The sequence below is a fragment of the Aestuarium zhoushanense genome (assembly GCF_056431045.1).
Window position 1 is genome coordinate 60,002 of record NZ_JBWKMA010000005.1, and the last position, 13,715, is coordinate 73,716.

General features: G+C 57.4%; 14 protein-coding genes. 5 read left to right on the top strand and 9 right to left on the bottom strand.

Annotation, left to right across the window (positions count from 1 at the left end; genetic code table 11):
* Nucleotides 1–5: 5 nt before the first annotated feature.
* Nucleotides 6–2,510 (bottom strand): heavy metal translocating P-type ATPase, encoded by a 2,505-nt coding sequence (locus tag AC07ED_RS03915; RefSeq protein ID WP_040402909.1) that lies wholly within the window; start codon nt 2,508–2,510, stop codon nt 6–8.
* Between the two features lie 174 nt (nt 2,511–2,684).
* Here AC07ED_RS03915 and AC07ED_RS03920 point away from each other — a divergent pair, with 174 nt between their 5' ends.
* The gene (locus tag AC07ED_RS03920; RefSeq protein WP_009573644.1) at nt 2,685–2,882 is read left to right on the top strand and encodes a heavy-metal-associated domain-containing protein; all 198 of its coding nucleotides are present in this window, start codon (nt 2,685–2,687) and stop codon (nt 2,880–2,882) included.
* 88 nt (nt 2,883–2,970) lie between these two features.
* Here the strand turns inward: AC07ED_RS03920 and AC07ED_RS03925 are convergent, their stop codons facing one another.
* From AC07ED_RS03925 to AC07ED_RS03960, 8 genes are all read right to left on the bottom strand, one after another.
* Complete coding sequence (locus AC07ED_RS03925) at nt 2,971–3,291, bottom strand: YnfA family protein (protein ID WP_009573643.1); 321 nt, start codon at nt 3,289–3,291, stop codon at nt 2,971–2,973.
* Nucleotides 3,292–3,409: 118 nt separating this feature from the next.
* On the bottom strand, nt 3,410–4,138 hold the full coding sequence (locus tag AC07ED_RS03930) for a DsbA family protein (protein ID WP_040402930.1): 729 nt from the start codon (nt 4,136–4,138) through the stop codon (nt 3,410–3,412).
* A 5-nt stretch (nt 4,139–4,143) separates the two neighbouring features.
* A complete protein-coding gene (locus AC07ED_RS03935; RefSeq protein ID WP_009573641.1) occupies nt 4,144–4,614 on the bottom strand; it encodes a c-type cytochrome in 471 nt (156 codons plus the stop codon).
* Nucleotides 4,611–6,005, bottom strand: a complete 1,395-nt coding sequence (locus AC07ED_RS03940; protein WP_009573640.1) for a multicopper oxidase family protein — start codon at nt 6,003–6,005, stop codon at nt 4,611–4,613. The genes AC07ED_RS03935 and AC07ED_RS03940 overlap by 4 nt, the downstream gene beginning before the upstream one ends.
* A 56-nt stretch (nt 6,006–6,061) precedes the next feature.
* A complete protein-coding gene (locus AC07ED_RS03945; protein WP_096807334.1) occupies nt 6,062–6,997 on the bottom strand; it encodes a c-type cytochrome in 936 nt (311 codons plus the stop codon).
* Between the two features lie 11 nt (nt 6,998–7,008).
* Nucleotides 7,009–7,581, bottom strand: a complete 573-nt coding sequence (locus AC07ED_RS03950) for a c-type cytochrome (RefSeq protein ID WP_066707483.1) — start codon at nt 7,579–7,581, stop codon at nt 7,009–7,011.
* A gap of 426 nt (nt 7,582–8,007) precedes the next feature.
* Nucleotides 8,008–8,472 (bottom strand): c-type cytochrome, encoded by a 465-nt coding sequence (locus AC07ED_RS03955; RefSeq protein ID WP_066707486.1) that lies wholly within the window; start codon nt 8,470–8,472, stop codon nt 8,008–8,010.
* A gap of 29 nt (nt 8,473–8,501) precedes the next feature.
* A complete protein-coding gene (locus AC07ED_RS03960) occupies nt 8,502–9,005 on the bottom strand; it encodes a L,D-transpeptidase (RefSeq protein ID WP_245918255.1) in 504 nt (167 codons plus the stop codon).
* 223 nt (nt 9,006–9,228) lie between these two features.
* Between AC07ED_RS03960 and AC07ED_RS03965 the strand changes: the two genes are divergently transcribed.
* The 4 genes from AC07ED_RS03965 (at nt 9,229) to AC07ED_RS03980 (ending at nt 13,701) form a co-directional block, all read left to right on the top strand.
* The gene (locus tag AC07ED_RS03965; protein ID WP_066707491.1) at nt 9,229–9,525 is read left to right on the top strand and encodes a DUF2933 domain-containing protein; all 297 of its coding nucleotides are present in this window, start codon (nt 9,229–9,231) and stop codon (nt 9,523–9,525) included.
* 308 nt (nt 9,526–9,833) lie between these two features.
* Nucleotides 9,834–11,957, top strand: a complete 2,124-nt coding sequence (locus AC07ED_RS03970) for a protein-disulfide reductase DsbD family protein (protein ID WP_051130660.1) — start codon at nt 9,834–9,836, stop codon at nt 11,955–11,957.
* Nucleotides 11,958–12,108: 151 nt separating this feature from the next.
* Nucleotides 12,109–12,429 carry a hypothetical protein gene (locus AC07ED_RS03975; RefSeq protein WP_143093135.1) on the top strand — a complete coding sequence of 107 codons (321 nt, stop codon included), beginning with the start codon at nt 12,109–12,111 and terminating at the stop codon, nt 12,427–12,429.
* A gap of 90 nt (nt 12,430–12,519) precedes the next feature.
* Nucleotides 12,520–13,701, top strand: a complete 1,182-nt coding sequence (locus tag AC07ED_RS03980; protein ID WP_465234111.1) for a YncE family protein — start codon at nt 12,520–12,522, stop codon at nt 13,699–13,701.
* The last annotated feature ends 14 nt before the right edge of the window (nt 13,702–13,715 follow it).

The window sequence follows — 13,715 nt, forward strand, 5'->3', positions numbered from 1 at the left end:
TCCTCTCACTCGGCCGGGACGGGGGCGAAGTCCTCCACCCGCCCAGACTCTTGGCGCTCGTCCATCGCCGGTCTTACGCGCCGCAGCCGCAAGGCGTTCGTCAAGACAAAGACCGAGCTAAGTGCCATCGCACCGGCAGCGACGACCGGTGACAGCAGCACGGCGAAACTCGGATAAAGCGCTCCGGCGGCCAAGGGTATCAAAGCCACATTGTAACCAAAGGCCCAACCAAGGTTCTGTTTGATGTTTCGCATGGTGTGTCGCGAGATCTCGAAAGCGTTCACAACGCCGCGAAGATCACCGGACATCAATACGACATCTGCGCTTTCGATCGCCACATCCGTGCCAGTGCCGATGGCGATGCCAACATCCGCGTGGGCGAGCGCGGGTGCATCGTTGATGCCATCGCCAACAAAGGCCAATGTGCCCTGCTGGCGCAGATTTTCCAGTGCCGCCACCTTGCCGTCGGGCAAGACCCCCGCGATCACGTGGTCGATACCAGTCTCTTCGGCAATTGCTTCTGCCGTTTCGCGTTTGTCGCCGGTAATCATTGCCACCTTCAAACCCAGACTGTGCAGTGCGGCAATCGCGGCTCGGCTCGAGGGTTTGACCGGATCGGCGACGCCAATCGCAGCCACCGCCTTGCCATTGATTGCGGCGAAGAGTGCGGTGCGACCTTGCCGTGCGAGCATAGTTTCAGCCTCTGCGAGTTCACCAAGATCGATCCCTTCGCGCTGCATCATTCGGTCAGCTCCGACAACAACCTCGGCCCCGTCAACGATGGCGCGCACGCCATACCCTGTAATCGAAGTAAACGCGCTCGGTTCCGACAGTCTGATGTTTTCCGCCTGCGCGCCGCGCACGATAGCTTCGGCGATCGGGTGTTCTGATCTGGCTTCGACCGATGCGACTGCCGCAAGAACGGTGCAGCGCTCGGCTCCTTCCGCCAGCACAAGGTCGGTCAGCGCGGGACGTCCGGCGGTGACGGTGCCGGTCTTGTCCAGAGCGACAACCTTGACGTCCCCCAATGCTTGCAGAGCATCCCCCTTGCGGAACAACACGCCCATTTCAGCAGCGCGACCGGTCCCGACCATGATCGACGTCGGCGTCGCCAGTCCCATCGCGCAGGGACAAGCAATGATGAGAACTGAGACACCCGCGACCAGCGCATAGGTGAGGGCGGGATCAGGGCCGAATATTAGCCAGACAAGGATCGTCAAGGCGGCGAGGGTCATCACAGCGGGGACGAACCAAAGCGTGATCCGATCCACCAACCCTTGAATGGGGAGCTTGGCGCCCTGCGCATCTTCGACCATGCGGATGATTTGGGACAACGTGGTATCCGCACCAACACGCGTTGCTTTATAGGTCAGACTGCCCGCGCCATTGACCGTACCGCCCGTGACAGGATCACCAGCCGACTTGCCGACCGGCACGGGTTCCCCGGTGATCATGCTTTCATCGACATGGCTTTCGCCGTCCACAACCTCACCGTCCACGGCGAGTCGTTCTCCGGGGCGCACAACAATCAGATCTCCGGTGCGCAAGGCATCGATCTCGACCTCGACCGCATCGCCGTCACGCAAAATACGCGCCGTACGAGCCTGTAGGCCGAGCAGCTTCTCGATTGCAGCCCCTGTTCGCCCTTTCGCTCGCGCTTCGAGCCAGCGCCCGATCAGGATCAGGACCACGATGACCGCGGCGGCCTCGAAGTAGACAGCGCGGACGGCCTCGGGCATCAGCGACGGGAAGAACGTTGCGACAACTGAATAAAGATAAGCTGCGCCTGTGCCGACGGCGACCAGACTGTTCATGTCTGGAGCACCTTTCAGCAAGGCCGGAAACCCTTTCAGATAGAACTGTCGGCCGGGCCCAATGAGCACAGCCGTTGTGAGGATGAACTGGATCAACCAGCTGGCCTGCTGTCCTATGGTATTGTTGATCGCCATATGCACGGCCGGGATCAGGTGCCCGCCCATTTCCATCAGGAAAACCGGCAAAGCGAGTGCTGCGGCCAGTGCCACCCGGCGTGCCAACCCGCGCGCTTCCTCTTCTTTTCGCGAAGTGCGATCCTGTGTTGCCGTGGCCTCGGCCACGCTGGCTGGATATCCGGCTTGCTCGGATGCACGGATGAGGGCCACAGGGTCGGTCATGCCCTCAAGATATGTGATGCGCGCATTTTCCGCCGCAAGATTAACGTTGACCTCCAACACGCCGGGAACCAAGGCAAGTGCCTTGTCGACGCGCCCGACACAAGAAGCACATGACATGGACGCGATGTTCAGCGTCACGGATGCCGTTCGCGCTGGATACCCGAGATCTTTCAGGGCTTGGACCGCATCTTGCAGGTGGGGCGAACCATCCACGCTGAAACGCGCCGTCTCGTTCGCGAGGTTCACCGAGACATCGGATATTCCCCTCAACGCGGCTAGGCCCCGATCCACGCGCCCTACGCATGAGGCGCAAGACATTCCTTCAATCGAGAGCGTCACTTTGGATTGATCTGTCATTTCAGTCTCCTGGAATCCCATTTGACACCCCAAATAGGAGTTCCAGTGACTGGAAGGTCAATACCCAATTTGAACTTTCCTGGCTTCGCTTTAAAAATCTACGGAGACCCTTGACCTTCCCCCCACTGGAAGCCCCATCTGCACTGAACAAGCTGTCACAGAGGAGACATCGACATGAAATTCAACGTTCCCGACATGAGTTGTGGTCATTGCACCAGTACGATCGAAAAGGCGATCAAGGCAGCTGACGCAAATGCGAGCGTATCTTGCGACATTCCGGCCCGCACGGTTTCTGTTGAAGGTGCACTGTCAACAGAACGGCTGACGGCCCTGCTTCGTGAAGCTGGGTACGAAAATACCGTGACTGCCTAATCTATGGGTCATCGCACCCGTCGTGACGGGTGCGATGACCTAGCGATTTCTAGCGACGGATTTGCCTGGTTTTCTGAGGTTCCGCAGATCATGAGCGCGAAGGCAACAGGATGAGAGCACTGCCTAAGAGGCAAAGAAGAATGCCTGCAATGTCCCAGCGGTCCGGTCGGCTCCCCTCCACTAGCCACATCCAGATCATGGACGCCGCTATGTAGACGCCCCCGTAAGCTGCATATGCCCGACCGGCCATTTCGCTTTCTGCGCGCGTCAAAAGCCATGCGAAGAGTGCCAAACTTACCAGACCTGGCCCGACCAAAAGTGGCGAACGATCGAGCCGCAACCATGCCCAGAAAGCAAAACATCCGGCGATCTCGGCAAAGGCAGCAATAAGATACCAAAGGTAAGTCATCTTCTCGCCGCCTCTTTCAGTGGTAGGCCGTGCCTAGGTCTTTTGGTATGTAGGGGCTCCGGCTCATTCGCCTGCATCATTGCTCATCGGGCGTGATGTCAGAACCCACCGCAGAGTGCTAGTTTGCCGACGCCCGCACGTTGTCGACCAGTTCCGTGAGCTTATCGCTCTCCACGAAGCCTGGAACCAGATTGTCGCCGATCACAAATGAAGGCGTGCCACTGAAGCCGAGCGACTGCGTCAACCGCATCGAGGTCGCGATGTGCTCTTCAATTTCGGGGCGCTCCATGTCGGTTTGAAGGCGTTCGATGTCGAGACCAACTTCTTGTGCTATCCTGAGAACGCTTGCCTCTTCCGCCCGGCCGTTCATACCCATTAGGGCCCAGTGGAATGCCTCATACTTGCCTTGCAGCCGCGATGCGAGTGCAGCTTTGGTTGCAAACACTGACCCGTCCCCGAGAATTGGCCATTCGCGATAGACCAGACGCACATCAGGATCGGCCTCCAACAGAGCCTGAACTTCCGGCATAGCGCGTCGACAATATGGGCAGTTGTAATCGAAAAATTCGATAACGGTCACATCCCCATCGGGATTGCCGAGAACCGGTGCATTCGGGTCTTGCTCGAGCAATTGTCGCTGATCGCGCAAGACGGTTGCCTGCGCTTGTGCCTGGGCTTCGGCGTCCTGACGTTGAAGTATTTCGACTGCTTCCATGATGATTTGCGGATTCTCGCGGATAGCCTCATATACAAGTTCCTTGACCCGCGCTTCGTCCAGGTCTGCGGCCTGCACTGCCATTGGAAGTAAGGCAAATGACGATACGAGCATCAAATTTCTGAAAATCATGTCCATTATCCCTCTTGTTCTGCTGCTGTGCGTGCGGCCTGAGCATTGCGCTCTCGCTCTGGCCAGGTCGACTTAATGAAGCCGAGAATGTTCCAAATTTCCTGATCTGTGAGTTTGCCGGCGAAGCCCGGCATGCCACTATCGAAATCTGAGCCCTGTTGTCGCATCAGTTCCGCCCCCCCGAGCTTGGTGTAGGAGAACAAAATCTGGTCACTATGGTGCCAGGTATGACCGTTGCGATCATGCGGCGGCGCGGGCAGGCGGCCATCTGAACCAGGGCTTCGCCAGTCTGGTTGCCCTTCGAGATTGGCGCCATGGCAGGACGCACAGTTTTCAGAATAGAGAGCTTGCCCCAGTTCGATATTGACGTCGTCAAACGGGGAAGAACCCTGGGAGGCATTGCCGCTGAACCACCAGGTTGCACCTAGCCCAATCAGGCCAATGGATGAAATTACCGCCAGGTAAGCTGATCTCATGCGACCTCCAGCCACGTCATCATGCCGGATGCCGCGTGCGAGAGCATGTGACAGTGAAACAGCCACTTTCCCGGATTGTCGGCAACGAAGGCGATCTCGCGAGTCTCGCCACCGAACATCAGCAAGGTATCCCGCAGGGGACCAACTTCACCGCCCTCCAGCACCTCCCGGAAATGCATCCCGTGCAAATGCATGGCGTGGGGGAAGGATGTATCGTTGTAGATCTCCACTCGCGCTGTTTCACCGCGTGACAGGCTAGCCAGTGGCTTCTCGGTCATGCCCACGGTACCATTGAAAGCCCAGAACTGGTTCGCGTCGACCAGTTGGCGGAACGTTTTTCGCTCACCCTCAAGTATGGCTGCGTCAAGGTTGCCCATTGCCCCGCCTTCCATGTTGAGCCTGATGCGTCTCGCCTGCTCCAGTCCCGGCACATCCATATTAGGGTTCGGTGGCAGAACTTGGGGGACATCCCGCACAGCGGAGGCCAAAGTGCCGGTCACGCGAAACTCGGTTTGGGCAAATCCCTGGCCGTCTTCAAGCCGCACCAGATGAGCACTTTCCCCTTCATCCGCAATGACGTCGACAAACAAATCCGCTCGTTGGCCCGGCCCAAGGATGATCGGTTCGCTGATCTCACTCGGCGTCACCAGTGGCATTCCGTCGAACGCCATCACCCACCCCTTTAGACCTGACAGGCCCAAAACAAAGATCCTGGCATTTGCCGCGTTGATCAACCGAAGCCGCATCCGCTCACCCTGGCTCACGTTGAGCGTAGAATTGAAGCTTCCGTTGGTGGCGACAAAGTTGCCACGTCGGCCTGCATGGCTACGATCATGAACGGCTTCAAAATCTGGGTCGAGTTGTGCGGTCTCCGGGTTGAGGAGCCAATCGTCAAGAATAAGGACTTCATCGCGATCAACATCCGGGGCTATCGGTTCTTCGACGATCAACGCTCCGTAGAGCCCACGAGCGACCTGTTCGACGGAGCGATTATGCGCGTGAAACCAAAAAGTTCCTGCATCTGGAACGGCAAAATCGTAGTCGAAGGTTTCGCCTGTGGGGATGGCATCTTGGGTGAGCCCGGCCACGCCGTCCATCGCATTTGATATCCGCACGCCATGCCAGTGCAGGGACGTCGCCTGCGGCAACTTGTTGACGAGCCGACGTTGAAGACGCGCGCCCTGCCGAACACGGATCACGGGGCCAGGAAACTTTCCGTCATAGCCCCAAATCTCCGTCTTGGGGTAGTCCGGAGGGGCGAGTTGTACGGCGCCACTTTGCGCTGTCATCACCTGAAATTCAGGGGTGGCTGCTGATCCAGCCTTAGGGAAGACGCTCAACGCACTCATTGCCAACCCCGATTGAATGAATGCTCTTCTGGTGTGTGTCATTTCGTTCTCGTTTGTTGTGCGAGCCAGTTTTGGCTCACACATTGTCTCTATTGCAGTCACATGTCTTTATTAGCAGCGGCGCCCTCGCCCTGAGCGACCCGGTCGGCTCGAGGTTCGTCACCATCAAGCAAGTACACGGCCATCGCTTCCAGATCATCGGGGGACAAAAAGCGCGTATTGCCCTGCACGACCTCCACCATGCTGCCGCCGAAAGCGTCGCCTGACGGCGTCACGCCAGTACGCAACGCATAGGCGAGGTTGGAAACGGTCCAGCCGCGTTCCGCCAGTGAGTTCGGCGTGATCGAAGGCGCCTTGCTCCCCCCTGGCAATGCCTCATTTCCAGCAAAAACCGCGTCAAGCAGGCGCCCGCCTCCGATATTGCGTGGCGTGTGGCAAGCACCGCAATGTGCTGCACCTCGAACCAGCTCGCGACCGCGGTTCCATTGTGCGTTTTTCTCGTCAATGGGTTCCGTGGGTGGATCGTAGAGATAGGCCGCCCGCCATAGCTTCAGGCCCCATCTCTGATCGAAAGGAAACTTGACATCATGCTCAAGCGCTGCCTCGGCGACCGGTGGCACGGTCTGGAAAGCTGCCCAAAGGTCGGCAATGTCCTGATCCGTGAAATCCGCATAGAACGGATAGGAAAAAGCGGGATAATACGGCTCTCCGCTAGGACTAATGCCCTGGCGAACCGCCTTGGCGAACTGCTCAACCGTCCACCCCCCGATGCCGCTCTCTTTGTCTGTCGTCAGATTGGGCGGAAAAAACGTGCCAAAATCTGTCGCCAGCCCCGCGCCGCCTGCGAGTGCGGCGCCGCCAGCCTCTGAATTGGTGTGGCATGAAATGCACCCGGATACGCGAGCCAAATAGGCGCCGCGCTGGACATCACCCGTTTGCGTGATCGACGCGGGCACCTTGCCAATCGGCCAGATCACAAGGCCGCCGACCACAAGGGCGCCAAGCGCCCCTGCAGCAAAGACCAGTTTTTTCATCCGGCCCATCTTTACTTCGCCTCGTAGCGGAATTTCGCGTGACATGCCGAACATGTCTGGGTCACCATGTTGAATGCCCCATCTGCGGGCATCGAGGCATAGTCCATCATCGGGCTTCCTGACGAAGTTCCCATCATGGACGAAGCTCCCATCATGCCACCGGGGGATTGCGTGCCCATCATAGAGCCTGCATCCATTCCCGCCGCTGACGCCATAAGCCCGTTGTCGGCGGCTTTGGCAAGACCTTCGCTAACCACCTTGAGCTGCTCTGCGAGCGCACTGAATTCTTCCCAATCCGACCAGATCTCGGGCTTTGCTTCCGACGGTTTCCCAGCAGACCCTTCGGGAAACAATTCGGTCATGCCTTCGCTATGTTCGACAAAGACGCGTGCTCCCGCACGAACAGCTTCAGCATCATAGGTGATTTCACCACGCATCATCGGAGCCAGTTCTTTGACCGATTGCCCCATGGCCATCATGCCGTCCATGCGTTCCTTGACGACGCCTTCCGCGCCACCATGTGCAAATGCAGCTGCGGCCATTGTCGTTCCTGCCAAGAGGCCGATCATCAGTTTGCTTTTCATCGTTCCGTATCCTGTATTTCCATGCTTGATAGATTTAATTTGATGAGGCGTGGTTGCCCCTAGGTCAGGATAGGTGTTTGGGAGGCGGGGTGTCCCTTAGGACATTCCGGTTAGAAAAGCTCTGATCTGGATGTTCGCGAGGCAATTGCGACAAGTTGGTCGAAGCTCTCGGAGCTGATAAAATGACAATTACCATATTTTTCGAGCAGTCCGGCCCCGGATCGCAATGCCCGGGGAGAAGATTATCTGCATCTTCCTCATGAGAGGTCTGATGTTTTTGCGCACTTCGTTCGGAAACTTTGGCAGCGACCGTTTCATGGCCAATTGCATCGAGAGATCCCGCCGGGAGAACGACAAATAACGCAATCGAGACCAGCAGGAGAATCTGGATCGCGCTACGGAAGATGTTCAGCCTGACGACCAAAGTCAGTTGATCCCGTTCGCGCGCTGCAGTTCGCGCACGTATCCAGCAATCATCTTCACATCACCTTGGGTGAGGCCTTCAACGGGAGGCATATTGCCAAAATTCCAATGATGAGATTGGACGCCGTTTTGCGCCGCATTCAGGAACGCGGCATCGGAATGGTGGTTCGGCTCGTAGATTTTGTGAACAAGCGGAGGAGCGACCCCATTCTGGCCTGCGGCATTTTCACCATGACAGCTGGCGCATTTTGCCTCGAACGCGCGTTGCCCCATTTGGGCTTGCGGCGAAAACTCAGCGGGAATTATTACATTGGCAATGGGCGCGCCCTGAGGAATGCCGCTCGTGTCCGGCGGAACCATTGAGTGTCCTTGAGCGGTCTGCGCCGGGGCCGGCTGCAACGCTTGCCAACCGACCGCTCCAAGGCCGAGCACGAAGAACCCGCTAACGAACCATCCCCAGAAATTCATAGTGTTTTACTCTCCTGCATGTGATCCGTTCAGATCAACTTAACCTGCGTCCCGACCGGCGTGCGATCGAAGACCTCTTCTATATGTTCGTTGTAAAGGCCGATGCAGCCGTTTGATGATCGACGCCCGATTTTCCGCGTGTCTTGGGTTCCGTGGATCCGGTAGTATTGCCACGACAGATAGAGCGCACGCGTTCCCAGAGGATTGGAGGGATCTCCTCCAGGCACATAGGCTGGCCATTCCGGATTGCGTTCCCGCATTGAAGGGGTCGGCGCCCAACTTGGATTTTCCCGTTTCTCGACAACTTCTGTATACCCGCGCTTCGTCAATTCATCAGTCAAGGGAACAGAGGTCGGGTAAATCCGCATCTCTTCATCCTCTGTCCAGTGTTGGAGCACCTTTGTGACAGTATCCGAAATGATGATGCCCTTCCCGAGACGGTCAAAGTGATCACGCCAATTGTGGAGAACGAACGACGAGATATTGCGTCTTACCACACCAGCCTCTTCCGCCCGAAGAGTGTGGGGGGTCATCAAGAATGCGCCTGAAATTGCAATCAGGCTCCGCCTGTTCAAACTCGGTCTCTCTGCCATTTGTTCGTCCTTGGTTACTCAATTGGACGAGACAGGCATTGCTCAGATGGGGCTGAATCTCAACCGCAACAGGCCGCAAGATTTGTATCGAAGTGTATCCTTGACCTTCCAGCGGGAGATCAAGCTAAACAGGATGCGTTGACCAAAATCAGAGGTGGATTCCATGCAAGAGGATAGCGAGTCAGGTGGCAATCGCCACGGAAAGTTGATGCACTGGGGCATGATGGCTTGCTGTGCTGTCATGCTTCTACCCATCGCAGCTTTCCTGATTGGCGGAGGCACCGTCGCAGGCCTTTGGGCAAACGCTACCGTCTTTGCGCCTCTGGTGCTCTGCGTTGGCGCCCATTTTGTGATGCACAAGATGATGGGGCGTTCATGCCATGGAAGCAAAGAGCACAAGCAGACCGCCCCCCAGCCAGTGCCGATTGAAGATATGACCGACAGCGCCGTCCGGCGGTAAGTCGAAATGAGAACAAGAGCGCGGCTGGCGACTGTCTTCTTGGGAGCGATTTTCGTGAGCGCTTGTTCCGGCGGACCAGTCCTGTGCCCGACAAACCCGCCGCCAACTTTGTCGACAAAGTCACCAGAGCTGGAGCTGCCCAATGGATGTCGTCTGGCAGGGCCTATCTCCAACGGTGTGGGCCAGTTGGATTGTGTAAACGGCCGATCAGGCTTTGTTGCCACTCAAGTTCAAAGCCTGGAGATAGTGCGATGACCATCTGGCGCTCGCCAATCCGTCTTGCTTTCTGCGGTACCCTCGCTGCCGCAATGTTCTGGCTCTTGATCCCCTTTGCTGCAACGGCCGAGGTATCAGTCGCCCACAAGGTCACTGCGGTGGAAGCGCGGCTGATCTCCGCCGAGGATGCCGTTTCCGCCGAAGCTCAAACGCTCTCCGCCGGTCTGGATCTGAACCTTGCTGACGGATGGAAAACCTATTGGCGTTCGCCTGGCGAGGTTGGCATTCCGCCACAGATCGACTGGAGCGGGTCGACGAATGTCGCGGGCGTTGATTTCCTATGGCCTGCGCCCGAGCGGTTCACTGCCTTTGGCATCGAAAACTTCGGCTATCATGATGAGGTTGTCTTTCCACTTCAGATCACCCTGAAGGATCCTGGGGAACCTGTCGAACTCAGAGCAAACGTCAAGCTCTTGACCTGCTCAGCAGTTTGTGTCCCCCAGGATTTTGACTTGGCACTTTCGTTGCCTCAGGGGAACTCAATCGATCAAGTCTCGGCTAATCGTATCGGGGCATTTCTCGCACGCGTTCCGGCGGAAGGAGGAGCGGCAGGCGTGACCGCCGCCACATCCCATATAAACGATGATTTCACCCGCCTAACGATAGAAATAGCTGCCACGACTGCCTTCAAAACCCCGGACGTCTTTCCTGAAATTGGTGATGGCAACACGTTGGGGAAGCCCGACATTCGCCTTGGGGCAAGCGGGCGAACGCTTTGGGCTGAATTCCCAATTCTTGCCTACATGGCAGATACAGACGCGCCGCCACGGGTAACCGTGACGGACGGGCCGGATCACGCCCTCACCGTCACGCCAGATCGGGCAACAACCGCCCCAACTCCCCCTTTCAGTATTGATCGGGTGGTCCCCGGCATTGATCAAGTGATCTGGATCGCCATCATCGCTTTTCTTGGGGGCTTGATCCTGAACGCCATGCCTTGCGTGCTTCCTGTTCTGTCGATCAAGTTATCTTCTGCCCTGAAATCCGAAGGACGCGGCAATGCCCAAGTCAGGGCAGGCTTCTTGGCCGCCGCCGCCGGAGTCATGGTCTTTATGTGGGCACTCGCGGCTGTTCTCTTCGCATTGCAAAAGATTGGCGTTGCCGTCGGTTGGGGGCTCCAGTTCCAGAGCCCAACGTTCCTGGTTCTGATGCTCCTGATCCTTGGTCTGTTCACCGCAAACCTGTTTGGACTGTTCGAATTCTCTTTGCCAGCCGCCCTGACAACGCGGTTGATGAAAGCAGGAGGTACGGCCGGTTATGGAGCGGATTTTGCCACCGGATTTTTCGGGGCGGTCATGGCTACTCCCTGCTCCGCGCCGTTTCTTGGAACAGCTATCGCATTCGCACTTGCGGGGCGGGTGATAGACATCGCTGTCGTTTTCACCTTTCTCGGGTTAGGTCTGGCCAGCCCATATCTGTTGGTGGCCATCGTGCCGAACGTTGTTCGGTTCGTGCCCAAGCCCGGCCGCTGGATGATCGCCTTGAAAGCCGGCCTTGGCATCCTCCTGATGGGTACCGCGGCATGGCTGTTCTATGTCCTGCTCGGCGTTGCTGGATCGCGCGCGGCCCTAACAGTTGCATCTCTCGGTGCGGTTATGCTCTTCATAGCGGCATCGCCCTGGGTGCCAAGATCTCTTCGCTGGCCCTTTGGGCTGGCGCTGGCGGCACTCGCGGTCGCGGCCGCGCCATTCTTGGCAACACCCGCCGCACCCGATGCCCAAGCAGGAAAAATTGCCTGGGTCACATTTGACCGCGGCGATATTGCCCGTCGGGTTTCACGCGGAGAGGTCGTTTTTGTCGATGTAACCGCCGATTGGTGTTTGACCTGCAAAGCCAACAAGGCGCTCGTTCTTGAACGCGACCCGGTTCTTTCGGCATTGAACAGCTCTGGTGTCACGCCGATGCTGGCCGACTGGACCCGCCCAGATGACGCGATCACCCGTTTTTTGGAGACCAACAACCGTTACGGCATTCCATTCAACGCGGTTTATGGGCCGTCTGCTCCCGAAGGAATTATCCTGTCTGAAATATTGTCGACTCAGGATGTTCTTGCTGCTCTGCACGCGGCGCGTCCGGGGGCCGCTCAAGCAACGCTCATCGAGGACGATGTGAAGGTTTCCAGATTTGGAAACACTTTGGAGCAAAGTGCCGACTGAGTAATTTCGCCTAAGCTGCGCATCAAGGACGCCGAGTCAGGCAGCATTTAACGCCCTGATTTAGATCAACCACACCATCTGGATAGCGTGTTATAATCACCTAGGAAGGACTCAAATCATGCGATCAAGGCCACATATCGATGTCAGAAGAGTGTCGCGTATTCGCGTCAGCTTCGTCCTGATATTGATCGGAGCCTTGTTTTTCGGTCTCATTGCCGATGGTTTGCATGCGCATGAGGGCGAGCCTGCCGGGTTAGAGACGCAGATTGTTCAGGTCACCGACGCAAATTCCTCCGTCCACGTTATTCTGGACGCGGATTGCGGAATTCATCCCGGTTGCGCCGCTGCTCTGATCCCTAACGGGCTTGTCAGCGCAGTAGTTTCGAACCGTAGCACGCGAATGGTAATGTCGTGGCGGCAATCGGCGTCTTTCGCCGATGACGAATTCATACACGTCCCCATTCTCTTCTGAGCATTCCAGTCAGCGAGGTAGCGAAGCGCCTCCCTTTCGGCTTTTACGCCAATCGTGACGCTTAGGTTTTTCGACAGGCTCGTAGTCTGGATGTCCGGATTCTGCCTGACCGCGCTCCTCACTTCATTCGCTCCTATTAACCGTGGATCCGCCGGTTTTCTGCCCTCGCCACGGCCACCGCATGATCTCGACCAGATAAAGGTTCCAAAAATGAACATGTCGCCCCGCATCGCCTATACGCTCGCCACTTTGTTCGTGTCAGCACCAGCTTTGGCCGCTCCGCCTACGGTCTTCATTCCAGAGGGCAGCGCCAATTCAGTCCTGATGGTTCAGGCGGAGACTGGAAAAGTCCTGCGTCGGATCAATGATGTCGAGGCGGTCCACGGTCTCGCAGGCGCACCCGGCGTGCCGTATCTGGTCGCCGGCAGCTATTCGGAGATCCCGCGCGAGGATGTCGCGGCGCTAGAAAAGCCCTCCACCGTGTCTGCAGACGATCACGCCGCGCACCACGCACCAAAGGCCGCGCCAATGGGGCCACCCGATGCCGGGATCAGTCTTCTCTCGATTCTGGACGCAAAAAGTGGCGATATCCTGCGTCGGATAGAGGTGCCGGGTGCCGTACATCATACGGCAGTTTCCCCTGATGGACGCTTTGCCGTTGCGACCCATCCGGCAGGTGACGGAATATCGGTGATTGACCTGGCGACTTTCGGCATGACGGCATTTGTCCCGACTGGATCGATGCCGAACTATGCAGCGTTCGGAACTGATCCCAATCTCGTCTACGTCTCCAACACCGGTAACGGAACGATCAGCGAAGTAGACCTGTCGCGGGGTATCGTTCGTCGCAACTTCATTGCAGGTGACACCCCGGAACATACGGCGGTTTCGCCCGAAACTGATCGACTCTTTGTGGCAGACGCGGACGCAGGTCAGGTTCTGGAACTGTCTTTGAGTACCGGTGAAAAGCTGCGGACCTTCGAAATTGGCGGCGAGATTCATGGACTGGGGCTGTCAAATGATGGGGCAACTTTGTTCGTCGCGGGTAGGGGAGAGGACAAACTCGCCTCAGTTGCACTCGCTACCGGGGAAGTGCGCACAGCCACGCTTGCACCAGAACCCTACCACCTGACGGTAATTCCAGGCTCCGACATCCTTTATGTCTCAAGCCGTGCAGAGCCCGTGGTTTGGCTCATCGATACCAGCTCACTGCAAACGCGTGAAACAGTTTCTGTCGAAGGAGAAGGACATCAGATGGTGGCGCTTCCCTGAAGGGCTGCCGATGG

Coding starts and splice junctions, on each gene's coding strand:
- AC07ED_RS03925 (WP_009573643.1), bottom strand. CDS start 3,291: ATGACTTACCTTTGGTATCTTATTGCTGCCTTTGCCGAGATCGCCGGA.
- AC07ED_RS03930 (WP_040402930.1), bottom strand. CDS start 4,138: ATGATTTTCAGAAATTTGATGCTCGTATCGTCATTTGCCTTACTTCCA.
- AC07ED_RS03915 (WP_040402909.1), bottom strand. CDS start 2,510: ATGACAGATCAATCCAAAGTGACGCTCTCGATTGAAGGAATGTCTTGC.
- AC07ED_RS03960 (WP_245918255.1), bottom strand. CDS start 9,005: ATGACCCCCCACACTCTTCGGGCGGAAGAGGCTGGTGTGGTAAGACGC.
- AC07ED_RS03950 (WP_066707483.1), bottom strand. CDS start 7,581: ATGAAAAGCAAACTGATGATCGGCCTCTTGGCAGGAACGACAATGGCC.
- AC07ED_RS03980 (WP_465234111.1), top strand. CDS start 12,520: ATGTCCGGATTCTGCCTGACCGCGCTCCTCACTTCATTCGCTCCTATT.
- AC07ED_RS03945 (WP_096807334.1), bottom strand. CDS start 6,997: ATGAAAAAACTGGTCTTTGCTGCAGGGGCGCTTGGCGCCCTTGTGGTC.
- AC07ED_RS03965 (WP_066707491.1), top strand. CDS start 9,229: ATGCAAGAGGATAGCGAGTCAGGTGGCAATCGCCACGGAAAGTTGATG.
- AC07ED_RS03970 (WP_051130660.1), top strand. CDS start 9,834: ATGTTCTGGCTCTTGATCCCCTTTGCTGCAACGGCCGAGGTATCAGTC.
- AC07ED_RS03935 (WP_009573641.1), bottom strand. CDS start 4,614: ATGAGATCAGCTTACCTGGCGGTAATTTCATCCATTGGCCTGATTGGG.
- AC07ED_RS03920 (WP_009573644.1), top strand. CDS start 2,685: ATGAAATTCAACGTTCCCGACATGAGTTGTGGTCATTGCACCAGTACG.
- AC07ED_RS03940 (WP_009573640.1), bottom strand. CDS start 6,005: ATGACACACACCAGAAGAGCATTCATTCAATCGGGGTTGGCAATGAGT.
- AC07ED_RS03955 (WP_066707486.1), bottom strand. CDS start 8,472: ATGAATTTCTGGGGATGGTTCGTTAGCGGGTTCTTCGTGCTCGGCCTT.